Raw genomic sequence first — 25845 nt, forward strand, 5'->3', positions numbered from 1 at the left:
GCAGCCTCGCGGAAATAGGGAACAAGATGTTCCCTAATTGGCCTGTCAGACGCAGCCTCGCGGAAATAGGGAACAAGATGTTCCCTAATTGGCCTGTCAGACGCAGCCTCGCAGAAATAGGGAACAAGATGTTCCCTAATTGGCCTGTCAGACGCAGCCTCGCGGAAATAGGGAACAAAAGGTTCCCTAATTCGTCCTTCGAACGAATTGCTCCATCAAAAAGGACCTCGCCCGCCGAGCAGCGGAGAGCGAGGTCCTTGTTTGTTTCTTTGTTACGCGTGCGCGCGGACGTCGGCGTCCTTGGGCAGGAACAGCGTGAAGATGCCGAGCAGCGGCAGATACGCGCACAGCTTCATGATGAAGGCGATGCTGGTCGCGTCCGCGATTTCGCCGAGCAGCGCGGAGCCGATGCCGCCGAGGCCGAACGCGAGACCGAAGAACAGGCCGGAGACGAGGCCGACCTTGCCTGGCAGCAGCTCCTGCGCGTACACGACGATGATCGAGAAGGCCGACGACAGGATGAAGCCGGCGCAGATGCAGAGAACCGCCGACCATACCAGGCTGGCATAAGGCAGCGCGATGGAGAACGGCGCGGTTCCGAGGATCGACAGCCAGATGATGTTGCGGCGGCCGAAGCGGTCGGCGAGCGGCCCGCCCACAAACGTGCCGACCGCGGAGGCGGCCAGGAAGGCGAACAGGAACCACTGCGCATGCTGTTTGCTGACGCCATAGTCGTCGATCAAATAGAACGAGTAGAAGCTCGTAAAGCTCGACAGATAAACGTGCTTGGAGAATACGAGCAGCACGAGGATGGCGATCGCCCATTTGACCTTCCCCGGCGTCAGCAAGGAGCGGGACGCCTCCCTTGGCGCGGCCTTGCGACGCGGCATCACGTTCTGCCTGCCGTACCAGCGGGCGACGTAGGACTGGATGACGATGCCGGCGACGGCGGCGAGGACGAACCACATGACGCCGCGCTGGCCGAGCGGGATGAAGATGAGCGCCGTCATGATCGGACCGAGCGAGCTGCCGATGTTGCCGCCGACCTGAAAGATCGACTGGGCGAGCCCGCGGCTGTTGCCGGCGGCCAGATAGGCGACGCGCGACGACTCGGGGTGGAAGATCGCCGAGCCGATCCCGAGCGAAATGACGGACAGCAGAATCGTCGCGAAGTTCGGCGCGAGCGCGAGCGAGAAGACGCCGAGCAGCGTGAAACAGACGCCGAGCGGCAAAATGTACGGACGGGGCTTGAGATCCGAAAACCAGCCCACGACCGGCTGCAGGAACGAGGCGGTAATGTTCATCATGAAGGCGATGAGGCCGATCTGGCCGTAGGTCAGTCCCTGCGTGTCGCGCAGGACCGGGAAGAGGGCGGTGACGGTGGACTGCATCGTGTCGTTCAAGAGATGCACGGTGCTGATCATGAATAAGATCGGGAAGATGGTCGCGGCGGCGGGCATCGCTTTGGCGGCCATGACTTTGGCTGACATCGGGGTAACTCCTCTCCAATAAGTGCGGGGGCCGCGCGGAGGCGGCGGGTAGGGGGCCGGGTCCGGTTAGGGGATGTCCCAGCCCTTGTCCTTGCGGTAATGCTCCAGCAGCCTTTCATAGTTGTCGCCATAGGCTTCGGCGAGCGCCGATCCGAAGTCCCGCTCGATGTCCATCATGAGGATGTCGTGATGGAACGCCTGTGTGAGCATCTCGATGACGGACGGATGATCGGTCTCGAGCGCCGACGCCTTGCGGGTGCCGCCGAACGCGCTCATGAAGCCGACTTTCCAGTCGCACAGCACGTAGAAGTTGCGGCTGTCGCGGCTGTTCCACATCTCCATGCGCTTATGGGCGAGCAGATGCTTCAGTTTCGACTGCACTTGGCCGAGCGTGATCGCGACGACGGTCAAGCCGCGCCGCTCCGCGTCGAGGAGCAGATCCTCGACGGACCGGAAGTCCTCGGACCAGATGTCGATGATGATCGTGCGGGAAGCGCTTAGGATCGTCCGCTTGAGCGCCATCCGGACAGCTTCGTCGCCCTGCCAATTGTAAAAGGCGGGCGCGGCGAGCGGCGGCTTGAGCTCCTCGACGAGCGCGTCCGCGGTTTCGTCGAACTCCGAACGCAAATACTTCACCAACTGCTCGATCGGCACCGCGCTATAGCGGACGGGTTCGCCATCGATATGGCGGCAGATGCCTTTGTCCGTCAGCGACCGCAGTGCCGCGTAGACGTTCGTGCGGGATACCGAAACGCGTTTGGCGACCTCGTAGCCGCTGAGCTGCGCTTCTTCGTGCAGCGCCAGATAGCAGCGCCCTTCCAGCTCCGAGAAGCCGAGCTTTTTCAATTGTTCGAGCATGATCGCCCTTCTTTCAAGATAGTCGTACTGGGAAATACGACTATGTAGTGGTATGCGAAAATACTACTTCGGATTTCAATTGCTGTCAATGCTAAAGCGCGGAAAACACGCCAAAAAGCCCGACGCGAGGGCGCCGGGCTGCAAAGCGGTTGGGGCGGGGTTGCGAAGGAATGTACCGTTCCGGCGCGCAAAACGCGGAAACATCCGCTGTTACGGGCGGTTCATCGCGTCATTGAACGCTTGGGACTTGCCTTTCGGAATGCTGAGCGTCCGCCAGTCGGACGAGCGGTAGGCTTTGGCGACGTAGACGAGCTGGCCGACGTGGTAGCCGTAGTGGGAAATTTGGCGGTGGATCGCCTGCAGCACGGTGTGCGGCTGCCCCCGGATCGCGACGGTTCGCAGCACGTCGTCCGGCGTCAGCGCCTCGAGCGCGCCGAACAGGATCGCCCAGCCGTGTTCCCACAGCGCGAGCAGTCCGTCCGGATCCAGCTCCCCGGCATCGAATTCGTCGTCCCGGTCGCGATCCGGTTTTTCCCCGTCGGTCGTGAGGAAGTCGGTCCAGCGGGAAACCATGTTGCCGGCCATGTGCTTGACGATGATCGCCGCGCTGTTGCTCTCCGGCTCCGGCTTCCAATGGATGCCGGCCGCGTCGAACTGGGAGAGGGCGCCGTCGCCCAGCTTCTTCATGCTTTTGAAGTCTTGCACGGACGTTTCGAGCAGGTGGGCGGCCACGCGATGGTTCGTTTCGGTCATAACGTCAGCTCCTTTCGTATACGATTCATCATACAGCAATGCTTCCTCGCTGTCAGATTCGGTTTTTTATCGCCATGATCACGAAAACTTGGCATTTCGCCGCAAATAAGGGTTGAGAATAAATTCGTTATGTTGTATATTTATTCACATCCTCCAAATGATCGAAAGACCGGAAAGAAGGGACGCCACGTGAACACGACGATCGCATGCCGCAAGGCCGAGCCTCGGGATGTCGAAGCGCTGTACGAACTGATTCAAAGCTATGCCGCCAAGGGCATCATGCTGCCCCGATCCCGCGAAGCGCTGCTCAGGCATATCGAATCGTTCGTGATCGTCGAAGACGGCTGCCTGCTCATCGGCTGCGGCTCCCTGTTCCGGCTCGGTACTGATCTGGTGGAGATCCGCTCGCTCGGCATGTCCGAGGGCTATAAAGGAAAAGGCCTCGGCTCGATGATGGTCGACGCGCTGATTGCGGAAGCCCGCCGAATGGGCGTGCCCAAGGTGATGGCGCTCACCTACGAGGTCAAGTTCTTCGAGAAGAACGGCTTCGAAGTCGTGAGCAAGGAAATCTTTCCGGAGAAAGTGTGGACCGACTGCGTCAACTGCAGCAAGCAGCACAACTGCGACGAAATCGCGGTCGTGCGCGTGCTGGACGAAGCCAACTGAACAAACGCCCGCATACCCGCCAAATCGAGCCGATCGTTCTTGACAACGACCGGAACGGTTTGGTATTTTTGTAGTAGCGATTAGCACTCGATCGGTTTGAGTGCTAACGACACCGGGAAGGGGACGACGAGATGTTAAGCGAACGCCAACGGATGATCTTGTCCGCCATCGTGGACGATTATATTCGCTCCGCCGAGCCGGTGGGGTCGCGCAGCATCTCCAAGCGGAGCGACGTCCTGTTCAGCCCGGCCACCATTCGCAACGAGATGGCCGATCTGGAGGAAATGGGTTTGCTGGAGCAGCCTCATACGTCGGCCGGTCGCGTACCTTCCATTAAAGGATACCGCTATTACGTGGACCATCTGGTCCGCCTGGGCGGGGTGAAGGAACAGGACGTCCATACGCTGCGCGGCTTTTTCGCGGAGAAGATGATGCACTGGGAAGGCGCCGTCAGCCATGCGGCGACGATCCTGTCGCAGTTGACGAACTACACCTCCATCGTTCTCGGGCCGGAGACGTTCCACACGTCGCTCAAGCACTTTCAGCTCGTACCGCTGAACGAAACGTCCGCCGTGGCGATCATCGTGGCCAATACGGGGCACGTGGAGCACCGGAACGTATCGATCCCCGAGGGCATCGGCATGGACGACATTCAGAAGATCGTCAATTTGCTTAACGACAAGCTGGCCGGCATCCCGTTTTTCCGCTTGAAATCGGTGCTGCACAGCGAAGTGGCCAAGGAACTGAGCCGCTACGTGGACCATTGCGAACACATCCTGGCCATGCTTGAGCAATCGATCGAGGACGAGGCCGAACCGAAGGTATTCCTGAGCGGGACGACGAATATTCTCACTCAGCCCGAGTTCAAGGACGTCGACAAGGTCAAAAGCATTCTCGACATGTTCGAGGAGACGCCGAAGATCATGCAGCTGTTCCAGTCGTTGCCCGACGGCATTCAGGTGCGCATCGGCACCGAAAACGCCCTCGAAGCGATCAATCAATGCAGTCTCATTACCGCGACGTTTTCGGCCGACGGGCAGCCGCTCGGGACGATCGGCATCCTCGGACCTACGCGCATGGATTACGGCAAGGTGATCAGCCTGTTGGATTACTTGTCCAAGGATATGTCTCAGTTGTATAGTCGGTGGTATAAGTAAATAACGGCGAGACCGTCCCCTGAAGGGGAAAGCCCCGTGAAGGCGCCGGACCGAAAGGCCGGGCCGTCCGGGGACGATCCTCCCGTCCGCGTGCGGACGGGACGTACGTCTGCGCGCCGAACCGCCTCCTTGCGAAGAATAGCGCGGAGGGTGGCGTGGCACGGTAAGGCGGAAAGCCTGGCGCAGGCAGTCATGAGATGAAGGAGCCGGAAGCGATGGAACAAGATTTGAAGCAACAACCGTTCGTGAACGAAACGGACGCGGGATCGTCGAACGCGGAGGAGCGGCAGGAGACGGCGGCGCCCGAGGAAACGGCGGCCGACACCGGCCGCGAGGGCGCCGAAGGCGATGCAGCCGCCGAGGAGGATCCCCAGTACGCCGAGCTGAAGAGGCAGGCCGAAGAGCATCATCAGCGCCTGCTACGCGTCCAGGCGGACTACGACAACTTCCGCCGCCGGACGCAGAAGGAAAAGGAGGAGCTCGCCCAGTACGCTTCGCTGAAGCTGGTTACGTCGCTCCTCCCGGTGCTGGACAACTTCGGCCGGGCGCTGCAGACCGGCGGCGAGTCCACGGACATCGCAGCGTTCGCCAAGGGCGTCGAGATGATCAACCGCCAGCTGTGGCAGGTGCTCGAATCGGAGGGCCTGAAGCTCATGGAGCCGGTCGGAGAGCCGTTCGATCCGGAGATCCATCAGGCGATCATGCAGGTCGAATCCGACGAGCATGAGGATGGCACCGTCGTCGAGGTCGTCCAGCCGGGTTACTGGCTGAAGGACAAGGTCATTCGCCCCGCGATGGTCAAAGTCAGCGGCTAATCGTACTTAATTGAATTCATGCGCGTGAAGACGTGAGGAGGAACATGAGACATGAGTAAAGTTATCGGCATCGACTTGGGTACCACCAACTCTTGCGTAGCGGTCATGGAGGGCGGCGAAGCCGTCGTCATCCCGAATCCGGAAGGCAACCGCACGACCCCTTCAGTCGTCGGCTTCAAAAAAGACGGAGAGCGCATCGTCGGCGACACGGCCAAGCGCCAAGCGATCACGAACCCGGACCGCACGGTCATCTCCATCAAGCGTCATATGGGGACCAACCATAAAGAAACGATCGACAGCAAGGATTATTCCCCGCAGGAGATCTCCGCGATTATTCTGCAGAAGCTGAAGTCGGACGCGGAAGCGTACCTCGGCCAGACCGTTACGCAAGCGGTCATCACCGTGCCCGCTTACTTTAACGACAGCCAGCGTCAAGCGACCAAAGACGCCGGCGCGATCGCCGGCCTTGAAGTGCTGCGCATCGTGAACGAGCCTACGGCGGCGGCGCTGGCTTACGGCCTGGAGAAGGCGGAAGACCAAACGATTCTCGTGTTCGACTTGGGCGGCGGCACGTTCGACGTCTCGATCCTCGAACTCGGCGCGGGCTTCTTCGAAGTCAAGGCGACGAGCGGCGACAACCATTTGGGCGGCGACGACTTCGACCAAGCGATCATGGAATGGATGTCCGCCGAGTTCAAGAAGGAGCACGGCATCGACCTGCTGAAGGACAAATCGGCCGTTCAGCGTCTGAAGGATGCAGCGGAAAAGGCGAAAAAGGAACTGTCCGGCGTTCTGACGACGACGATCTCCCTGCCGTTCATCACGGTCGTCGACGGCGTTCCGCAGCACTTGGAAATGAATCTCAGCCGCGCGAAGTTCGACGAGATCACGGCATCCCTCGTCGAGCGGACGATGGCGCCGACGCGCCAAGCGCTGAGCGACGCGGGCCTGTCCGCTTCGCAGATCGACAAAGTCGTTCTCGTCGGGGGTTCCACGCGGATTCCGGCCGTGCAAGAAGCGATCAAGCGCCTGACGGGCCAAGAGCCGCACAAAGGCGTTAACCCGGACGAAGTCGTCGCCCTGGGCGCTGCGGTTCAAGCGGGCGTCCTGACCGGCGACGTCAAGGACGTCGTCCTCCTGGACGTGACGCCGCTGTCCCTCGGCATCGAAACCGCGGGCGGCGTTTTGACGAAGATGATCGACCGCAACACGACGATCCCGACCAGCAAGTCCCAAGTGTTCTCCACCTTCGCGGACAATCAAACGCAGGTCGAGATCCACGTGCTGCAAGGCGAGCGCGCCATGGCCCGCGACAACAAGACGCTCGGCCGCTTCATCCTGAGCGATATCCCGCCGGCGCCGCGCGGCGTGCCGCAAATCGAAGTCAGCTTCGACATCGACGCGAACGGCATCGTGAACGTCTCCGCGCTCGACAAGGGCACGGGCAAGAGCCAAAAGATCACGATCACGTCCTCCAGCGGCCTCAGCAAGGAAGAGATCGATCGCATGCAGAAGGAAGCCGAGCTGCACGCCGAGGAAGACAGCAAGCGCCGCGAGCTGATCGAAGCCAAAAACGCGGCCGACCAACTCGTCTACTCCGCCGAAAAGGCGATCAAGGACCTCGGCGACAAGGTCGACGCGGCCGACGTCGAGAAGGCGAACGAAGCCAAAGAGAAGGTCAAGAAAGCCGTCGAGACCGACAACCTGGATGAAATCAAGGCAGCCACCGAAGAGCTGTCCGGCGTCGTACAGGCGCTCTCCATGAAGGTCTACGAGCAGGCTTCGGCCGAAGCCCAAGCCGCTCAAGGCGGCGCCGAAGGCGCTTCTGACGCGGGCGCAGGCTCGGCGAAGAAGGACAACGTAGTCGACGCCGACTACGAAGTCGTAGACGAAGACAAGAAGTAAATCATAAGTTGTTGGCAAGGCAACTCGAGAGTCAAAGCCGGTTCCATGCGGCAGCCTCCTAGGCGGGCGACCGCTCCGGTACGGCCTGCTCGGCTCGCGTCCCGCGAGCCGCAGCAGGGCGGTCCGAAGCGGAATCGCGGCGGCCTGCGGAGGTCCGGGAACCCGCTTTGACTTTCCTCATGGAGATGGAGGTGGAGGAGTGGCGGACAAGAAGGACTTTTACGAAACGCTCGGCGTCGGCCGGAACGCCTCCGCGGACGAGGTTAAAAAAGCGTACCGCAACTTGGCGCGCAAGTATCACCCGGACGTGAACAAGGAGCCGGACGCGGAGGAGAAGTTCAAGGAAGTCAAGGAAGCGTACGACGTGCTGAGCGACGACCAGAAGCGCGCCCGCTACGACCAGTACGGCCACGAGGATCCGATGGCGGGCTTCGGCGGCGGCGCGGGCGGACAAGGCGATTTCGGCGGCTTCGGCGACATATTCGATATGTTTTTCGGCGGCGGAGGCGGCGGTCGGCGCGACCCGAACGCGCCGCAGCGCGGTAACGACCTGCAATATACGATGACCATCGAGTTTAAGGAAGCGGTGTTCGGCAAAGAGACGGACATCACGATTCCCCGTACCGAGTCGTGCGACCACTGTCACGGCAGCGGGGCCAAGCCGGGGACGAAGGTCGAGAACTGCTCGACCTGCCGCGGCACCGGCCAGCAGGAAGTGGCGCAGAACACGCCGTTCGGCCGCATCGTAAACCGTCGCCCCTGCGCGACGTGCGGCGGGCGCGGCAAGATCATCCGCGAACGCTGCAACGTCTGCGGCGGCAGCGGCCAAGTGAAGAAGCAGCGCAAGATTCACGTCAAAATCCCGGCCGGCGTCGACGACGGCTCGCAGCTGCGCGTCAGCGGCGAAGGGGAAGGCGGCCAGCGCGGCGGTCCCCCGGGCGACCTGTACATCGTGCTGCGCGTAAAGGCGCACGACTTCTTCGAGCGCGACGGCGACGACATCTACTGCGAAGTGCCGCTTACATTTACTCAGGCGGCACTCGGCGACGAAATCGAGATCCCGACGCTGAACGAAAAGGTGAAGCTCAAAATCCCGGCCGGCACGCAGACGGGCACCTATTTCCGCCTGAAGGGCAAAGGCGTGCCGAAGCTGCGCGGTTACGGCCAGGGCGACCAGCACGTCAAGGTGACGATCGTCACCCCGACGAACCTGAGCGACGAGCAGAAGGACTTGCTGCGCGACTTCGGTGCCAAAAGCGGCGAGTCGACGCACGAGCAGCACCAGTCGATTTTCGAACGCATGAAAAAAGCCATTCTCGGCGACTAAGCGGCGCGCTCTCGCACGCCTATCGAAGGCCTCCCTGCCCTTGCGGCGCGGGGGCCTTTTTGGCTTCAACCCGCTCGAGAAAGTGCCCGACGCTGATTTTTTTGGCCAGCGCATAGGAGGGGTAGATCTGATGGGCCGTGAGAAAAGGGCCGAGCACCGTAATGGAGATCAGAACGACGAGAAGAAGGACGAAACCTCCGATCGCGACGGCGAGAAGGAAGTCTCGCGCCAGCTTTCGCGACGGTCGCACGACGGGCCACAACATCGCGAAAACGATCAGCTCCGCGAACGGATAGGACCCGGACGATGCAGCGCTTCCCGGCAGCCGTCCAGGAGCAGGATGACGTTGCCGGAGAGCAGCCCGTCGTATAGCCTGGACATGTCCGCGAGCGAGCGGATGTCGCCGGCGCTCAGCACGTCTTCGCGAAGTTGGGTCAGCGGGTCTTCGACCGTCGAATTCGGCCATTCGTCGAGCCGCTTGAGCCGCTGCATCGGCTCCACGATCGTGCTGTGGACGAGTTGGCTGTCCGCCAAACCGTCCATGTAGACCACGGCCGTCCGCTTGCCGCCCGGCAGCGTCATTTCTTTGACGATCAGATCCTGGCTGTCGCCGAGCGCGGCGCGGATCGCTTCGAGACTTCGCGAAACGGCCGGATCGATCGGCGGGGAGCCGGCCGCGGCGGCCTTGGCGCCGGACATCGGCTGGCCCCCTTTCTTCACGGTTTTTCCTAATATAACCTAGGCAGTGATTTCCTATCACGAAACCGCATAACCCCCTGCCGAACGCGCACCCTACGTCGAAGGCGTGCCAGAAACGCTATTTTCGCGAAAACGGGAGGAATCAGACGTATGACCGATAAACGAAACGAAGCGGGCCGGACGCTTCCGACCGCTAAAGAGGAGGACGTCGAATTTGCGCGGGAGCGCGCGGATGCGGACGATCTCGAAGCGCTGGAGCGGGCCGAGGCGGCGGACCGGCGCGCCGCCGAGTACGAAGGGACGTGACGGCGTTGGACATGCAACGCTTGGAGGCGAGCTTCGCCTCGCAGGAGCAGGCCGAGGCGGCGGTCCGCAAGCTCGCGTCGCTGCGCGGCAACCGGTTTCGCCTGTCGCGGGCCGGCGCCGGCGAGTCGGGCGGAGAATACGTCGAGTCGAACGCGCAAATGAATGCCGTGGCGAACGCGCTCCTCTACGGGGGAACCGAGCTGGAAATGGCAGATGAACCGGGGAGCGCGCCGGGCGGCTCCGCCGCCGCGGCGTTTACCCTGTCGGTCGACGTGCCCGCCGAAGCGGCCGAGCAAGCCCGCCAAGTCGTGACGCAGGCCGGCGGCTCGCTGATCTAGCGCGCCCGACCTTCCCGGCTGCGGATGGACGAACGGACCCGATCGCGGCGGGTCCGTTTTCTTTTGCGTCCGCTTCCGAGGTAGATGTATAATGGGGGTCAATGACGCTTAGGAGGAAACGGAATTGCGCTGGTTCGAAGTCACCGTCGTCGCGGCGGAGCAAGCACAGGAAATGATCGCTCACTATATGCACGAAATGGGCGCGGGCGGCGTGTCCATCGAGGAATCTTGGTCGCCCGACAAGCCGAGGGACACGTCTCTCGGCCAGTGGTACGACAAGCCGCTGAACGACATACCGGCCGGGCTGGCCGAGATCAAAGGCTACTTTACCGAGGAGTCCGACGCGGGCGTTGTCGTGGAAGAGCTGTCGATCGCGATCCGCGGACTGCCGGAATTCGGCTACGATGCGGGAGATTTTACGATCGGGACGCGCGAGGTGCACGAGGACGACTGGGCGCACGCATGGAAGAAGTACTTCAAGCCGCTGCCGGTGTCCGAGCGGCTCACGATCAAGCCGACGTGGGAAGCCTACGATCCTCGCCCGGACGAGCTCGTCATCGAGCTGGATCCCGGCATGGCATTCGGGACCGGCACCCATCCGACGACCGCGCTCTGCCTCCGGACGCTCGAAGGCGCCATCCGCGGAGGCGATACGGTGATCGACGTCGGGACCGGCTCCGGCATTCTCGCGATCGGGGCGATGAAGCTCGGAGCCAAAGGCGTGCTCGCGCTCGATCTCGATCCGATCGCCATCTCCAGCGCCACGGAAAACGTGAAGCTGAACGGGCTGGAGAACGATATCGAAGTGCGGCTGAGCGATCTGCTGGGCGTGCTGCGGTCGGACGACGCGGGTGCCGCCGCCGATCGCGTGCGGCCGCCCGTGGATCTCGTCGTGGCCAACATTCTGGCCGAGATCATACTGCTGTTTATCGCGGACGTCATGGACGTGCTGAAGCCGGGCGGCATTTACATCGCCAGCGGCATCTACAAAAACAAAGAAGAGGACGTTGAAGCGGGGCTGCTGGCCGCGGGCTTCGAGATCGTCGACCGCGTCCGCCAGGACGACTGGATCGCGTTCGTGGCGGGCAAGCCGAAGGGAGACGCGTAGATGAGCTTATTCTGGTTCCCGCTCGCGGAACTGCCGTTCGTCATCTTGACGATGCTGATCGCTTTTACGGTGCACGAATTCGCGCATGCCTGGACTGCCTACAAGTTCGGCGATACGACCGCCTACGAGCAAGGGCGGGTGACGCTGAACCCGATGGCCCACATCGACCTGTTCGGCCTGCTGTTTCTGCTCGTCGCCGGCTTCGGTTGGGCGAAGCCCGTGCCCGTCCGGCGCAGCCGCTTCAAACGGCCCCGGCTGATGAACATCATGGTCACGGCCGCCGGCCCCGTCAGCAATCTGCTCATGGCCTTTATCGGTTTATTCATTTATTTCCTGCTGATCAAGCTCCACGCGTTCGACCACTCGGACGCCCTGTACGAGACGGTCAGCACGTTTTTGATCAAATACTTCGTCAGCATTAACGTGACGCTGTTCCTGTTCAACCTGATTCCGCTGCCGCCGCTGGACGGCTACCGGATCGTCGAGGAATTCGCTTCGATGCGTTTGCGGATGAAGCTGGTTCAGTACGAGCAGTGGGGCGCATTTATTTTTCTCCTCTTTATCTTTTTGCCGCCGCTGCGCGCGGTGACGCTGACTCCGCTGTTTTCGCTGGGCAATCCCATCATTCAAAACATGGCGGAATTTTGCGTGCGGGTGCTCGGCATCGGACGCACGCTGCTCGTCGCCTGACCGGCGGGCCGGCCGTCTCCCAGTTGCTGGAGAACCGCGGCGCCCGGTAGCGTCCGCGCGCGAATCGCGGTATGATGGGGGATGGACAACTTGCGAGAGGACAATCGATCATGCAGCGTTATTTCGTCACGCCGGCCGGGCTGACCGAAACGGAGGTCGTCCTGGAAGGCGACGATGCCCGCCATCTGGCGACGGTCATGCGGGCGAAAGCCGGCGATCCGTTCGTCGCTTGCGACGGCGAAGGCACCGAATACGTCGCCGAAGCGGCGGAAGTGTCGCCGGGGCGCGTCGTCGGCCGGATCGTTCAACGGCGCGCTTCCGCAAGCGAGATGCGATGGCGCGTCACGGTGGCGCAGAGCCTGCCGAAGGGCGACAAGCTCGAGACCGTCATCCAGAAAGGGACCGAAGCCGGCGCGTATGCGTTTCAGCCGTTCCTATCTCGGCGCACCGTCGTCCAATACGACGACCGCAAGGAAGCGAAACGCGTCGAGCGCTGGCGCAAAATCGCCAAGGAAGCGGCCGAGCAGGCCCATCGCGGCCGGGTGCCGGAAGTGGGGGCGGTCGCCTCTTGGAAGGCGCTGCTCGCGGGATTCGCGGAGTATGACGCCGTGTGGCTCTGCTACGAGGAGGAAGGACGCGCCGGCGTCGGGCTGAAGCCCGTCCTGCGGGCGTTCGGGTCGTCCCTGGGCGAAGGCGAGACGCCTAATCTGCTGCTCGTCGTCGGCCCCGAAGGCGGCTTCGCGCCCGAGGAAGCGGAGCAGGCGATCGCGGCCGGAGCCGCATGCGTCGGTTTGGGACGGCGTATCCTGCGTACAGAGACGGCGGCGCTCGTGGCGCTCGCCGCGATCGGATACGAGTCCGGAGAAATGGGAGGGTAAGCGGCCATGTCTACAGTGGCGTTTTATACATTGGGCTGCAAAGTCAACTTCTACGATACGGAAGCGATGTGGCAGCTGTTTAAAAACGAAGGCTACGAACAAGTCGATTTCGAGGCGGCGACGGCCGACGTTTACGTCATCAATACGTGCACCGTCACGAATACCGGCGACAAAAAAAGCCGGCAGATCATCCGCCGCGCCGTGCGCCGCAACCCGGACGCGGTCATCGCCGTGACCGGCTGCTATGCGCAGACGTCGCCGGCGGAGATCATGGCGATCGAAGGCGTCGATCTGGTCGTCGGGACGCAGGATCGCGACAAGCTGATGACTTACGTCTCGCAGATCCAGGCCGAGCGCAAGCCGATCAACGCCGTGCGCAATATCATGAAGACGCGCACGTTCGAGGAGCTCGACGTGCCGGATTTCGCGGATCATACCCGCGCGTTCCTGAAAATCCAGGAGGGCTGCAACAACTTCTGCACCTTCTGCATCATTCCTTGGTCGCGCGGCCTGTCCCGCAGCCGGGATCCGGAAAGCGTGCTGAGCCAGGCCCGCCAACTGGTCGCTTCAGGCTACAAGGAGATCGTGCTGACGGGCATCCATACCGGCGGCTACGGGGACGATCTCGAGAACTATCGGCTGAGCGACCTGCTCGCCGATCTCGATCGGATCGAAGGGCTGGAGCGCATCCGCATCAGCTCGATCGAGGCGAGCCAGATCGACGACGCCATGATCGCCGTGCTGAACAGCTCGTCCAAGATGTGCCGCCATCTGCACATTCCGCTCCAGGCGGGGGACGACGAGATTTTGAAGCGGATGCGCCGCAAGTACACGACCGCCGAGTTCGCCGAGAAGATCGCGAAGATCAAGGCGGCCATGCCGGGCGTCGCGATCACGACGGACGTCATCGTCGGCTTCCCGGGCGAGACGGAGGCCCATTACGAGAACGGCTACCGCTTCATGGAGGAGATCGGCTTCGCCGAAATGCACGTCTTCCCTTACTCCAAACGGACGGGCACGCCGGCGGCGCGCATGGAGGATCAAGTCGATGAGGAAGTGAAGCACGAGCGCGTGCACCGGCTCATCGACCTGTCCGAGCGGATGCAGGCGGCGTACGCGGACGAATGGGTCGGACGCGTCGTCGAGATCATCCCCGAACGCGGGGAGAAGGGCGAAGCCGGCAGCGGCCTCATGTCGGGCCACTCCGACAACTACCTGAACGTCGTCTTCCGCGGCGACCCGTCTCTGGTCGGCAAGCTGTGCCGCGTGCGCGTCGTCGAAGGCGGCGTGAACGAGGTGCGCGGCGAGCTGCTCGAGGTGCGGGAGAACGCCGGCGCGATGGCTGCCAACGCCTGACCAACCAGGAAAACATGCCGAGATTTCACCCGGCCCGCGGGACGCCTCGAGGCGCTGCGCCGGGTTGAAATCTTTTGTTGTACATACGAGGAGGAGTCGGAATGAAAGAGATATCGGCGGGCGGCGTCGTTTACCGCAACCGGGACGGCAAGCTGGAAGTGCAATTGATCGAGGACCGGTTCGGCAAAATGACGCTGGCCAAAGGAAAGATGGAGCCGGGCGAAACGATCGAGGAGACGGCGCTTCGGGAAATTCGGGAGGAGACGGGCATTGCCGGGCGCATCCGCCAGCCGCTGTCGGTCATCCGCTACCAATACGAGGCGGCCGACCGGGTCACGGTGCAAAAGGAAGTCCACTACTTCCTGGTGGAAGCGAGCGAAGGCGCGCTGCAGGCCCAAGTGGAGGAGATCAAAGGCGTCGCCTGGTACGCGCCCGAGGAGAGCTGGCGCCTGCAGCGGTCCGGCGGCTACGACAACAACGACGAAGTGCTCCGCCTGGCGCTCCAAGCGCTCGGATACGCGCCCGAGGAAGCGGCGGGCGGCGCTTCGCGGGGACGCTTCCCGTTCTGGACGCCGGGACAGTCGATCGCGCCGTTCATCGATCATACGCTGCTCAAGGCGGAAGCGCGGACCGCGGACTTCGTCAAGCTGTGCGAAGAAGCGCTCGCCCACCGGTTTTTCAGCGTGTGCGTGAACGGCCGCTGGGTCCGGCTTTGCCGCGAACAGCTTTCCGGCACGGACGTGAAGGTGTGCGCGGTCGTCGGCTTCCCGCTCGGAGCGGGCGCGACGCGGGCCAAGGCGTTCGAGGCGGCTGCCGCCGTTGAGGACGGCGCGTCGGAGATCGACATGGTCATCGCGATCGGCAAGCTGCTGGACCGCGACTTCGACTCGGTGCAGCGCGACATCGCGTCGGTCGTCCAAGCCGTCCAGGGCGGCGCGCTCGTCAAAGTCATCCTGGAAACGGGCGCCCTCACGGACGAGCTGAAGCAGGAGGCTTGCCGCCTGTCGGAGGCGGCGGGCGCCGATTTCGTCAAGACGTCGACGGGTTTCGGGCCGGGCGGCGCGACTGAGGCGGACATCCGCCTGATGCGCGGGTCCGTTTCGGCCCGCCTCGGGGTGAAGGCATCCGGCGGCGTCCGCGATGCGGACACCGCTGCCCGGATGCTGCTGGCCGGCGCGAGCCGCATCGGCACGAGCTCCGGCATCGCCATCATCGGCGGCGGCGCGGCCGCCGCGGGCAGTTATTAAATAGGGAGCCCGCGCGTCAGCGCGAGCGAAAAAGCGGCTGCGGCGGTTTTCGCAGCCTTACATAAGCGAGCGGCAGCGCGATCGCCGAGCAGGCGAGATTGAAGATTGTCTGCGCATGCGCGATTTGCGCGGCCGGGTCCGCAGGCGCCAGAGCGGAGGCCGCGGCGAGCAGCTCCCGCATGAAGGGAAAGAAGAGCAAGGCGCCGCCAATGTTCAGCGCGGTCTGCGACACCGCGACCAGCTTGCCGCCGCGGGTGCCGCCGAGCGAGACGATCAAGCCGGTGACGCACGTCCCGACGTTGGCGCCGAGCACGACGGCGACGCCGGTCAGCGGCGAGAGCGCATCCGCCGAGGCGAGGCCCATCGCCATGCCGATGACCGCCGAGCCCGAATGGACGAGCGCCGTGAGCAGGGCGCCGCCCAGCACGCCCCAGATGGGCTGCCGCTCGGCGATGCTCATGAGGCGCTGAAAGGCGCCTTCTTGCTGCAGCAGCGGACCGATCTCGCGGAGCGCGGCGAAGCCGACGAGGAGCAGGGCGAATCCTGCCAGCGCGGCCCCGCCGTAGCGGAAGGGCGCGCGCAGAACGCCGGGGAGCTTCGGCAGCACGGCCAGTTCGTCGGCCAGGGCGGTCCACAGCCACAGTGCGCAGCCCGCCGCGAGGAGCGGGACGCCGTAACGGTGCAGCTGCAGGCTCATCAGCTCGGTCGTCAGGCATGTTCCGACGTTTGTGCCGAGGATGATGCCAAAGCTGCGGCCGAACGGCATCAGGCCCGCGTTGACGAGGCCGATCGTGAGCACAGTGACGGCCGTACTGCTCTGCAGCAGCGCCGAGGCGGCCGTTCCGAGCGCGAAGCCGCGCAGCGGCGTCGACGTCATGGCGCCGACGGCGGCGGACAGCCGGCTGCCGGCCCATTCCTTCAGGGCCGCTTCCATGATTTTCATGCCGCCGAGCAGGAGCGACATGCCGACAAGCGACAGGGCGACGAGGGTGGGGATCATGAGGAGCCCTCCTTTTGACGATTCCGGACGAAGGCCGTTCGTGTGACGCCATCCTCCCGCCCGAGGCGGTGGACAGACCTACTCACCATTTTATGCGTATGCTGGACAAGACATGTTAACGAGAGGGGACAACAGCCGATGACGAATATCGCGCAAGCGCGCGTCATCTTGAACCGCTCCCGCCGGCCGCGGCTGGAGCAGGGGCACCCGTGGATCTATGCGAACGAGATCGAGCGGATCGAAGGGGAGGGCGATCCGGGCGGATTGGTGGAGGTGCGGGACCACCGGGGACAATTTCTCGCGACCGGCTACTGGAATCCGGCTTCCCAAATTGCGGTTCGCATCGTGTCCTACGGACCGCTGGAGGCGATGTCCGAGGACTGGTTCCGCGACCGCTTCCAGGCTTGCGTCGAGTATCGCGAGCGTTTTGTAGGCGAGGGAGCCTCGTGCCGGCTCGTGTTCGGCGAAGCGGACTTCCTCCCTGGACTCGTCGTCGACCGGTTCGCGGACGTGCTGGTCGTGCAGGTGCTGACGCTTGGCATGGACAAGACGCGCGGCGAATGGCTGCCGGCCTTGGTCGACGTGTTCGCGCCCAAAGGCGTCTACGAGCGGAGCGACGTCGGCGTGCGGACGCTCGAAGGGCTGGAGGAGCGTACCGGCGCTTTGTACGGAGAATGTCCGCGCTACCTGGAAATCGAAGAGAACGGCCTGAAGGTCGAGGTCGATATCGAAGGCGGCCAAAAGACGGGCTATTTCTTCGATCAGCGCGAAAATCGCGCCGCGATCGCGCCGCTCATGCACGGCTGGGGAAAACGCAGCGGGGTGACGCTGCAGGAGCGGGAGACGGAGGAGGGCGTGCGCCGGGTGCCGGTGAACGCCAAAGGCAACGAAGTGACCTTCCCTTACTGGGACGGGGCGACGGTTCTCGAATGCTTTGCGCATACGGGCAGCTTTACGCTGCACGCCTGCCAATACGGGGCCAAAAAGGTCACGTGCCTGGACATCTCCGAGCACGGCATCGAAACCGCGCGCCGGAACGTGGAGCGCAATGGCTTCACCGATCGCGTCGAGTTCGTCGTGGCGGACGCGTTCGAATATTTGCGCCAGCAGGTCGGCGGCCGGGAAGAGCGCGCCGCCCGCGCCGGCGGGGCTGGCAAGGTCGACACGTCCAAGCCGTTGACGGGCCAAGGCCGCACCTGGGACGTCGTCATCCTCGACCCGCCCGCGTTCGCGAAGACGAAGCGGGCCGTGCCTAGCGCGATTCGCGGCTACAAGGACATCAACCTGCACGCGATGAAGCTCATCAACGAAGGCGGTTACCTGGTCACGGCGAGCTGTTCGTACCACGTGCGGCCGGACCTGTTTCTCGAGACGCTGCTCGAGGCGGCGCAGGACGCCGGCAAGACGCTGCGCCGGGTCGAATGGCGCGGCGCGGGCAAGGATCACCCGCAGCTCGGCGGCGTGGAGGAAGGTCATTACTTGAAATTCGGTATTTTCGAGGTGCGCAGCCGCAAAGGGCTGTGACCCGTTGGCAGGACGCGAGACGGCTCCGGTCCCGGACCGATCCTCCGCGGCAATCCCAAGAGGCCTTCTTCCGTTCGAGCGTCAGGCTCGGCGGGGGGAGGCCTCTTGGCCGTATTCGGCGGGCGGGCGAACGCCTGTGCGCCTGCTCGGCAGTGTGGTACAATGATAGACAAACTAGATTTCAGACGAACGGCAGGAGGTGGACCGACGTGGCGCTCAGGCTACTCACGGGACGGTCGGGGAGCGGCAAGACGTGGACGTGTCTTCAAGAGATCCGGCAGCGTCTCGCGGACGACCCGGCGGGCCCGCCGCTGCTGCTCCTCGTTCCGGAGCAGGCGACGTTCCAGACGGAGTACGGCATGGTCACGACGCCGGGTCTCGGCGGCTTCATGCGGGCGCAGGTGCTCAGCTTCCGCCGCCTCGCATTCCGGATCATGCAGGAAACGGGCGGAGCCGCCGTCGTCCCGATCGGCGATAACGGAAAAGCGATGCTTGTACATAAGGCGCTGGAACGCCGGCGCGGAGAACTCAAGCTGTTTCGGGGCGGGGCTTCGGCCGCCGGCCTCGTCTCCAAGCTGAACGAACTGATGACCGAGTGGAAGCGGTACGGCATCGACGGCCGCCAGCTCCGCCAAGCGTCCGCGATGGCGGCGCGGACGGACGAGGAGGAGGCGGGCGTCGATCTGCTTGCCGACAAGCTGCGCGATTTGACCCTGCTCCAGGGGGACGTCGAACGCGAATTGGACGGGCATTACCTCGATGGCGAGGATGCGCTCGCGTGGCTCGTCCGGGGAGCGGCTTCGAGCCGGATCCTCGAAGGCGCGGAAGTTTGGCTGGACGGCTTTCACGGCTTTACGCCGAACGAATACGCCGTCATCGAGGCGCTGCTGCACCGCTGCGCCCGCGTCACGGTGACGCTTTGCGTCGACCGTCCCTACGCCGCGGGCGAGCGGCCGGACGAGCTGGCGCTGTTCCATCCGACGGCGGAGACGTCGGCCCGGCTTTGCGAGCTGGCGGAGGCGGCGGGCGTGCCCGTCGAACCTTTCGACGCGCTGGCGCCGAGCGTGCCGCCGCGGTTCGCGGAAAGCCCGATGCTCGCGCATCTGGAGCGCGCCGCGGACACCCGCCTGCGCTGGCAAGGCGAGCCCGCATTGCTGCTGCCCGCCCATCCGGGATGCGGCGTGTCGCTGCACGAGGCGGCCAACCGGCGCGCCGAAGCGGAAGCGGCCGCGCGCGACATGCTCCGCCGGGTGCGCGAGGAAGGCTGCCGCTGGCGGGACATGACCGTGTTCGTCCGGCGGCTCGAGGATTACGCCGAACTGCTGGCCACGGTGTTCGGCGATTACGGCATTCCGTACTTCCTCGATTCCAAGGCGAGCGCCGCGCATCATCCGCTCGTCGAATTCGTCCGCTCGGCGCTCGAGACGGTAACCGGCGGCTGGAAGGTCGAAGCGCTGTTCCGCTGCGCCAAGACGGACCTGCTGCACCCACCGGATCGCACCGTCGGTCGGGACGAGGTCGACCTGCTGGAAAATTACGTGCTCGCAGCCGGCATCGACGGCTGGCGCTGGCACGACGACCGCGCCTGGTACTCGCTCTCCGGACGCGATCTGGAAGCCGAGGAGGACGAGGGCCGCGAGGACAAGAAGATGGTGCGCGTACGCGCGGCCCGCGACGCGCTGCTCGCTCCGCTGCGCCGGCTCGAAGTCCGCTTCAAGAAGGCGGACACCGTGCGCGACCTGTGCGAAGCACTGTATTTGCTGCTTGAGGACACCCGGTCTGCCGACCGGCTGGAGCTGTGGAGCCGCGCGGACGAAGCCGCGGGCGAGCCTGGCAAGTCGCGCATGCACCGTCCTCTCTGGGACGGCGTCGTCGGCCTGCTCGACCAGCTCGTGGAGCTGATGGGCGACGAAAACGCCAATCCGCTCCTGTTTGCCGGGATGATCGACGCCGGTCTCGAAGAGCTGAAGATCGGCGCCGTGCCGCCCGCGCTCGACGGCGTGCTGGTCGGAAGCCCGGAGCGCACTCGTTCGGACCGGATTTCGGTGCTCTACCTCCTCGGGGTCAACGACGGTGTCATGCCGATGGCCATCCGGGAAAACGGCCTGCTGTCGGAGTCGGAGCGCGAGCGGCTGGCGCAAGCCGGCATGCCGATGGCGCCGGGCGCGCGTCGGCGGCTGCTGGACGAGCGGTTCCTTGCGTATTTGGCCGTCACTACCCCCTCTCGCCACCTGTGGAGCAGCTATCCGATGGCCGACGAGGAAGGGCAGGCGCTGCTCCCGTCGGAGATGATCCGCCGGCTGCGCGGCTGGTTCCCCGGTCTGCCGACCGTCCCGCTGGCGGCGGAGCCGCAGCCGGGCGATCCGGAGGAACGGCAGCTAAGCTTCGCCGTCCACCCGGGCCGGGCGCTGACCTATACGATCGCTCGTCTGCGCCACTGGCGCCAGGGCGGGGACATGGCGCCCGGCTGGTGGTCGGTCTATCATTGGCTCGCCGAGCGGGAGCCCTGGCGCTCGCGGCTCGCGACGCTCGTCTCTTCGCTGCGGTACGCGAACGACGAGCATCCGCTCTCGGCCGTCACGAGCCGCCTCCTCTATGGAGATCGGCTGCTGGCCAGCGTGTCCCGGATGGAGCGCTTCGTCGCGTGCCCGTTCCGGCACTTCGCGGCGCATGGCCTGCGGCTGCGCGAGCGGCGGCTGTATCGGGTCGACGCCCCCGATATCGGCCAGCTGTTCCATGCGGCGCTGCGCCAGACGACCGAAAAGCTGCTGTCCGAGGGGCCGGCTGGCCTCGAAGCCGAGCGTTGGCAGGGGGAAGCCGCCGCCGCCGTGGAACGGCTGCTGCCCAAGGTGCAATCCCAGATTCTGCTGTCCTCGCACCGGCACCAGGCGATGGCGCGCAAGCTGCGCGACATCGTCTCGAAAACGTCCGCCATCCTCGGCGAGCATGTACGTTCTTCGGCGTTCAGGCCGATCGGGCTCGAGGTCGACTTTGGGCCGGAAGGCATGCTGCCGCCGCTTTCGCTCGAGCTGGGCGGCGGCCGCTGGATGGACATCGCGGGCCGGATCGACCGCGTCGACGCGGCAGAGACGCCGGAGGGCGTGCTGCTGCGCATTTTGGACTACAAATCCAGCGCCGTCAAGCTGAAGCTGGACGAGGTGGCGCACGGCTTGTCGCTGCAGATGCTCACCTATCTGGACGTCGTCGTGACGCACGCTCCGCACTGGCTGGGGCGTCCGGCGCATCCTGCGGGCGTGCTTTATTTCCACGTCCACAATCCGCTGCTTCATTCGCCCAACGGCATGGGCGAGGCGGAGGCGAGCGCGGCGCTGCTGAAGGAATACCGCATGCAGGGGCTTGTCCTGGCGGACGGCGAAGCCGTGCAGCTCATGGACCGGTCGCTGGCCGACTCCGGCAAGTCCGCGATCGTGCCGGTCGAGTTCAAAAAGGACGGAACGTTTTCGGCCCGTTCACAGGTGGCCGACACCGCCCAATGGGACGCGCTGCGCAAGTCGGTGCGGGGCAGCATTCGCCGCATCGGCAAGCGCATCGTGGACGGAGACGTCGAAATCGCGCCGTACCGGCTGGATAAAAAGAGCCCCTGCACGGTGTGCGAGTACCGGCCGGTCTGCCAGTTCGACGGACAGCTGGAGGGCAACAGCCATCACGCGCTGCCGAAGCCAGTCAGCAAAGACCAGGTTTGGCAATGGCTGTCGGCGCAGGAGGAGGGAGAGACGGAATGAGCGTACATACGGACAGGCCCGATTTGTCGGCGACGTTTGCGAAGCCGGCGAACAGCAAATGGACGGACGAGCAGTGGGCGGCTATCGCCGCAGACGGCACTCGTCTGCTCGTCGCCGCCGCCGCGGGATCCGGCAAAACGGCCGTGCTGGTCGAGCGGATCATTTCGCGCATCGCGGACGAGACGCGTCCGCTGGACGTCGACGGGCTGCTCGTCGCCACCTTTACCAAAGCGGCCGCCGCCGAGATGAAGGAGCGCATCCGCATCGCGCTGGAGAACGCCCTCGAGCGCAGGCCCGACTCCGCCCACCTTCGGCGTCAGCTGGCGCTGCTCCCGCGCGCGTCGATCACGACGCTCCATTCCTTCTGCGTCGAGGTGCTGGAAAAGTATGCGCCGCTCATCGGCCTCGATCCCGGCTTTCGGATCGCGAACGAGACCGAAGCCGAGCTGATGCGGATGGACACGCTAGACGCATTGTTCGAAGAGCGGTACGAGACGGAAGGGGAGCAAGGAACGCTCGCCCGCCTCGCGGACTTGTTCGGCGGCGAACGCAGCGACGAGCCGCTGCACCGGCTTGCGCTCGAGCTGTACGACTTCGCGCGGAGCCATCCGGAGCCGGAGCGTTGGCTCGGCGCGACCGCCGCTGCCTTTCGGGTGCCGGACGCCGAGGCGCTGGCCGGATCGCCCTGGATTTCGAGCATGCGCGCCGACGTTCAGCTCGCGCTGGAAGGCGCGGCCGAGCTGCTGCGCGGGGGCATCGCCCTCGCCGGGCAGCCGGGCGGCCCTTCGCCCTATGCCGACACGCTGGCGGACGATCTGATCATGGTCCTGTCGCTGCTGCGGACGGTGCGTGAGGAGCCTTGGGAGCGATGGCGCGAGGCGTTCGGCAACGTCGCCTTCGGCCGGCTGAAGCCTTGCCGGGGCGACGGCTACGACCCGGACCTGCAGGAGCGGACGAAGCAGGCGCGCGAAGAAGCGAAGAAGACGGTCACCCGGCTGGCGGACGAATGGTTCGTCCGCACGCCCGAGCAGTATGCGGCCGAGCTGCGCGCGCTTGCGCCGGATATGGGAGAGCTTGCGGCGCTCGTGGTCGCGTTCGGCGAACGCTACGAGGCGGCCAAACGGGCCAAGGGGTTGCTCGATTTCGGCGACTTGGAGCACTACGCCCTGCGCATCCTCCGCGATCCCGCGTCGGCGCCCGGCCGCGCCGTTCCTTCGGCGGCCGCGCTGGATTATCGCGAAAGGTTCCGGGAGATTTTGCTGGACGAGTATCAGGATACGAATGAGGTGCAGGAAGCGATCGTTTCGCTGATCGCGAAGGAAGCGCCCGGGAACGTATTCATGGTCGGCGACGTCAAGCAGAGCATTTACCGGTTCCGCCTGGCGGAGCCGGGTCTTTTTCTCGCCAAGTACAAGTCCTACGACGTGTGGACGCCGCAGGGCGCGGAACCCGGTGAGCGAACCGCCGGCGCGGGCCTGCGCATCGACTTGGCCCGCAACTTCCGCAGCCGGTCGGGCGTGCTGGACGCGGTCAATCACGTCTTCCGCCAGATCATGCGCGAGCCGGTCGGGGAGATGAATTACGACCGCCGCGCCGAGCTGATCTACGGCAACGGCTATCCGCCGGATGAATCGGACGCCGGAGGATGGGGCCAATCGCCCGACGTGCGGAATCCGTACCGGGTCGAAATGCTGCTGATCGAGGCGGGCACGGGCGTCGAATCCGGAAGCGAAGAGGCGGCCGCCTCCGCCGAGCGTGCCGAAGACGGCGAGGCGGGCGAGACCCAGGCGCCGCCGGAGGAAGATCTGGCGGCCGTCCAGCTGGAGGCGCGCTGCATCGCAGCGGAAATCCGCCGCCTTATGGGCACGGACGGCAGCGGCAAGCCGCCGTTCGGCGTCTACGACGGCAAAGCCGGCCTGCATCGCCCGCTCGCCTACCGCGACGTCGTCATTCTGCTGCGGGCGGCGACGTCGCTCGCCCCGGCCGTGTTGGAGGAACTTCAAGGAGCGGGGATTCCCGCTTATGCGGACCTCGCCACCGGCTACTTCGCCGCGACCGAGGTCGATGTGATGCTGTCGCTGCTGCACTTGATCGACAACCCCGATCAGGACATCCCGCTGGCCGGCGTTCTACGCTCGCCGCTCGTCGGCTTAAACGCAGAGCAGCTCGCCCGCGTCCGCATCGCCGGCCGTTCCGGCTCGTTTTGGGAAGCTGTGCGGGCGGCCGCCGGCGAAGAAGCCGGAGCGGTCGACGCCGCGCTCGCCGAAAAGCTGTCCGCCTTCGCCGCCGCGCTTGAGCGCTGGCGCAACTTCGCCCGCCGGGAACCGATCGCGGAGCTGCTGCACCTGCTGTACCGCGATACCGGCTATTACGACTTCGTCGGAGGGCTGCCGGGGGGTGTCCAGCGGCAGGCCAATCTGCGGGCGCTCGTCGACCGAGCCCGCCAATTCGAGCGAAACTCGAGCTTCCGGGGGCTGTTCCGCTTCCTCCGCTTTCTCGGGCGCATGCGCGAGACCGGTTCGGATCTCGGGGCCGCGCGGGCGATCGGCGAGCAAGAAGACGTCGTGCGGGTCGTCTCGATCCACAAGAGCAAAGGGCTCGAGTTCCCGGTTGTCTTCGTCGCCGGGCTCGGCCGCCAGTTCAACAAGCAGGACTTGAACGGCATGTTCCTGAAGCACAAAAAGCTCGGCTTCGGTCCGCGCGTGGTCGAGCCGGTGACGCGGGTCACGTACCCATCGCTCCCGCAACTGGCGATCCGCCGGCGGCTCAAGGCGGAAATGCTCGCGGAGGAAATGCGCGTGCTTTACGTCGCTCTGACCCGCCCGAAGGAGAAGCTCATTCTCGTCGGGACGACCAAGGACGCGCAGAAGGAGCTTCGGCTCTGGCGGCAAACGGCGTCGTCCGCGGCGGACGGGCTGCCGGCGCACGCCGTCGCTTCCGCCTCGCGCTATTTGGATTGGCTCGGACCGGCGTCCATTCTCGCGGGTTCCGATTGGGATAAGGCGGTAGGCGAGGCGCAGCCGCAGGAAGACGGAACGGCGACTCCGTGGACATGCAAGGTCGTTCCGGCTTCGGCCTATCTGCGCGCTCCCGCGGCTGAAGAAGCCGCGGCGGCCGGCGAGGAGATGCTATGGCCGCACGTCCTGCGGCTCGAGCCCGTGCCCGTTCCGGAGACGCCGGCGGGGGCGAAGGCGGCCCGGGCGCTTTCCTGGCAGGATCCTTATGCCGCCGCCTCCGGCGCGGCAGCCAAGACGTCGATCACGGCGATGAAGCAGCTTCGACAGCCGTTCGCCGGGCAAACGGACGAGGCAGGCGGGGCGGAAACGGAAGAAGCGGACAACGAGGAAGCCCGCCATCCGGCTTGGAATCCGGACGAGCTGCCCGAAGCGGCGACGATGACATACCGCCTTCGCCGCCCCAAGTTTCTGTCCGCCAAACGTCTGACGGCGGCGGAGCGCGGGTCCGCGGTGCATCTGGCGATGCAGCACCTGCCGCTCCGGGAAGGGCTGACGGCCGCGGATCTCGAATCCTGGCTGCAGCGCCTCGTCGACGAACGCATCCTGACGACCGAGCAGCAAGAAGCGATCGGCGCGGGGGCGATCGCGGCGTTTAGCCGTACGCCGCTGTTCGAGCGGATGCGGACGGCGCCGCGCCTTTGGCGGGAATGGCCGTTCAGCGCGGGCATCCCCGCCGAGGAGGCCCATCCCGGCCTTGCCGGCGGACCTGCTGCGGAGGAGACGGTATTGATTCAGGGGGTCATCGACGTCCTGTTTCCCGGGGAAGCCGGCCTTGTTCTCGTCGACTACAAGACCGACGCCGTCTTCGGCGGGGCGTTCGAGGCGGCCGCCGAAAAGCACCGCTTCCAGATGGAGCGGTACGCTTCGGCGATCGGACGGATCATGGGGGAACCCGTGGCCGAAGGCTATATTTACTTTATCGACGGCGAACGGACGGTTCGCTTGTTCTAGCGGAAGGGAGGCAATCG

Annotated in this window: 21 protein-coding genes; 15 read left to right on the forward strand and 6 right to left on the reverse strand. The window is 64.7% G+C overall.

Features of this window, described 5'->3' with window-relative positions:
• Window positions 1-272 precede the first annotated feature (272 nt).
• The 3 genes from LKX83_RS06760 to LKX83_RS06770 all read right to left on the reverse strand — a co-directional run bounded on the left by LKX83_RS06760 (window position 273) and on the right by LKX83_RS06770 (window position 3101).
• Window positions 273-1490, reverse strand: coding sequence for an MFS transporter (locus tag LKX83_RS06760; protein ID WP_227881419.1), 1218 nt, complete (start codon window positions 1488-1490; stop codon window positions 273-275).
• Between the two features lie 66 nt (window positions 1491-1556).
• Window positions 1557-2348, reverse strand: a complete 792-nt coding sequence (locus LKX83_RS06765; protein WP_227881420.1) for a TrmB family transcriptional regulator — start codon at window positions 2346-2348, stop codon at window positions 1557-1559.
• Window positions 2349-2558: 210 nt separating this feature from the next.
• Entirely contained in the window at window positions 2559-3101 is a 543-nt protein-coding gene (locus tag LKX83_RS06770; RefSeq protein ID WP_227881421.1) for a DUF1572 family protein, read from the reverse strand.
• Between the two features lie 189 nt (window positions 3102-3290).
• On the opposite strand from LKX83_RS06770, the gene LKX83_RS06775 reads away from it, so the two are divergent.
• The 5 genes from LKX83_RS06775 (at window position 3291) to dnaJ (ending at window position 8971) form a co-directional block, all read left to right on the forward strand.
• Window positions 3291-3767, forward strand: coding sequence for an N-acetyltransferase (locus tag LKX83_RS06775; RefSeq protein ID WP_227881422.1), 477 nt, complete (start codon window positions 3291-3293; stop codon window positions 3765-3767).
• Between the two features lie 131 nt (window positions 3768-3898).
• The gene (gene hrcA, locus LKX83_RS06780) at window positions 3899-4924 is read left to right on the forward strand and encodes a heat-inducible transcriptional repressor HrcA (protein WP_227881423.1); all 1026 of its coding nucleotides are present in this window, start codon (window positions 3899-3901) and stop codon (window positions 4922-4924) included.
• Between the two features lie 215 nt (window positions 4925-5139).
• Window positions 5140-5739 carry a nucleotide exchange factor GrpE gene (gene grpE / locus LKX83_RS06785; RefSeq protein WP_370639038.1) on the forward strand — a complete coding sequence of 200 codons (600 nt, stop codon included), beginning with the start codon at window positions 5140-5142 and terminating at the stop codon, window positions 5737-5739.
• A gap of 51 nt (window positions 5740-5790) precedes the next feature.
• Window positions 5791-7644, forward strand: a complete 1854-nt coding sequence (dnaK, locus tag LKX83_RS06790) for a molecular chaperone DnaK (protein WP_227881425.1) — start codon at window positions 5791-5793, stop codon at window positions 7642-7644.
• A gap of 199 nt (window positions 7645-7843) precedes the next feature.
• Window positions 7844-8971 carry a molecular chaperone DnaJ gene (dnaJ, locus tag LKX83_RS06795; RefSeq protein WP_227881426.1) on the forward strand — a complete coding sequence of 376 codons (1128 nt, stop codon included), beginning with the start codon at window positions 7844-7846 and terminating at the stop codon, window positions 8969-8971.
• 19 nt (window positions 8972-8990) lie between these two features.
• Here the strand turns inward: dnaJ and LKX83_RS06800 are convergent, their stop codons facing one another.
• Window positions 8991-9236 (reverse strand): GerAB/ArcD/ProY family transporter, encoded by a 246-nt coding sequence (locus LKX83_RS06800; RefSeq protein ID WP_255654344.1) that lies wholly within the window; start codon window positions 9234-9236, stop codon window positions 8991-8993.
• An 11-nt stretch (window positions 9237-9247) separates the two neighbouring features.
• Entirely contained in the window at window positions 9248-9670 is a 423-nt protein-coding gene (locus LKX83_RS06805; RefSeq protein ID WP_227881427.1) for a spore germination protein, read from the reverse strand.
• Window positions 9671-9820: 150 nt separating this feature from the next.
• On the opposite strand from LKX83_RS06805, the gene LKX83_RS06810 reads away from it, so the two are divergent.
• The 7 genes from LKX83_RS06810 to deoC all read left to right on the forward strand — a co-directional run bounded on the left by LKX83_RS06810 (window position 9821) and on the right by deoC (window position 15593).
• Complete coding sequence (locus tag LKX83_RS06810) at window positions 9821-9976, forward strand: YfhD family protein (RefSeq protein ID WP_227881428.1); 156 nt, start codon at window positions 9821-9823, stop codon at window positions 9974-9976.
• Window positions 9977-9981: 5 nt separating this feature from the next.
• Window positions 9982-10314 (forward strand): hypothetical protein, encoded by a 333-nt coding sequence (locus LKX83_RS06815; RefSeq protein WP_227881429.1) that lies wholly within the window; start codon window positions 9982-9984, stop codon window positions 10312-10314.
• Between the two features lie 124 nt (window positions 10315-10438).
• On the forward strand, window positions 10439-11422 hold the full coding sequence (prmA, locus tag LKX83_RS06820) for a 50S ribosomal protein L11 methyltransferase (RefSeq protein WP_227881430.1): 984 nt from the start codon (window positions 10439-10441) through the stop codon (window positions 11420-11422).
• Window positions 11423-12112 carry a site-2 protease family protein gene (locus LKX83_RS06825; protein WP_227881431.1) on the forward strand — a complete coding sequence of 230 codons (690 nt, stop codon included), beginning with the start codon at window positions 11423-11425 and terminating at the stop codon, window positions 12110-12112.
• Window positions 12113-12222: 110 nt separating this feature from the next.
• Window positions 12223-12990, forward strand: a complete 768-nt coding sequence (locus LKX83_RS06830) for an RsmE family RNA methyltransferase (RefSeq protein WP_227881432.1) — start codon at window positions 12223-12225, stop codon at window positions 12988-12990.
• A gap of 6 nt (window positions 12991-12996) precedes the next feature.
• Window positions 12997-14346 (forward strand): tRNA (N(6)-L-threonylcarbamoyladenosine(37)-C(2))-methylthiotransferase MtaB, encoded by a 1350-nt coding sequence (gene mtaB, locus LKX83_RS06835; protein WP_227881433.1) that lies wholly within the window; start codon window positions 12997-12999, stop codon window positions 14344-14346.
• A gap of 101 nt (window positions 14347-14447) precedes the next feature.
• The gene (gene deoC / locus LKX83_RS34275; RefSeq protein WP_370639039.1) at window positions 14448-15593 is read left to right on the forward strand and encodes a deoxyribose-phosphate aldolase; all 1146 of its coding nucleotides are present in this window, start codon (window positions 14448-14450) and stop codon (window positions 15591-15593) included.
• A gap of 16 nt (window positions 15594-15609) precedes the next feature.
• Here deoC and LKX83_RS06850 read toward each other — a convergent pair whose 3' ends face one another.
• The gene (locus LKX83_RS06850; RefSeq protein WP_227881434.1) at window positions 15610-16593 is read right to left on the reverse strand and encodes a Na/Pi cotransporter family protein; all 984 of its coding nucleotides are present in this window, start codon (window positions 16591-16593) and stop codon (window positions 15610-15612) included.
• A gap of 138 nt (window positions 16594-16731) precedes the next feature.
• On the opposite strand from LKX83_RS06850, the gene LKX83_RS06855 reads away from it, so the two are divergent.
• The 3 genes from LKX83_RS06855 (at window position 16732) to LKX83_RS06865 (ending at window position 25828) form a co-directional block, all read left to right on the forward strand.
• Window positions 16732-18117: a class I SAM-dependent rRNA methyltransferase gene (locus LKX83_RS06855; protein ID WP_227881435.1), complete on the forward strand. Its 1386-nt coding sequence runs from the start codon at window positions 16732-16734 to the stop codon at window positions 18115-18117.
• 209 nt (window positions 18118-18326) lie between these two features.
• Window positions 18327-21860, forward strand: coding sequence for a helicase-exonuclease AddAB subunit AddB (addB, locus tag LKX83_RS06860; protein ID WP_227881436.1), 3534 nt, complete (start codon window positions 18327-18329; stop codon window positions 21858-21860).
• Complete coding sequence (locus tag LKX83_RS06865) at window positions 21857-25828, forward strand: UvrD-helicase domain-containing protein (protein WP_227881437.1); 3972 nt, start codon at window positions 21857-21859, stop codon at window positions 25826-25828. Before addB ends, LKX83_RS06865 begins: the two co-directional genes overlap by 4 nt.
• The last annotated feature ends 17 nt before the right edge of the window (window positions 25829-25845 follow it).

The organism is Cohnella baijiui (assembly GCF_020731285.1).
In the GTDB taxonomy this organism is placed as follows: domain Bacteria; phylum Bacillota; class Bacilli; order Paenibacillales; family Paenibacillaceae; genus Cohnella.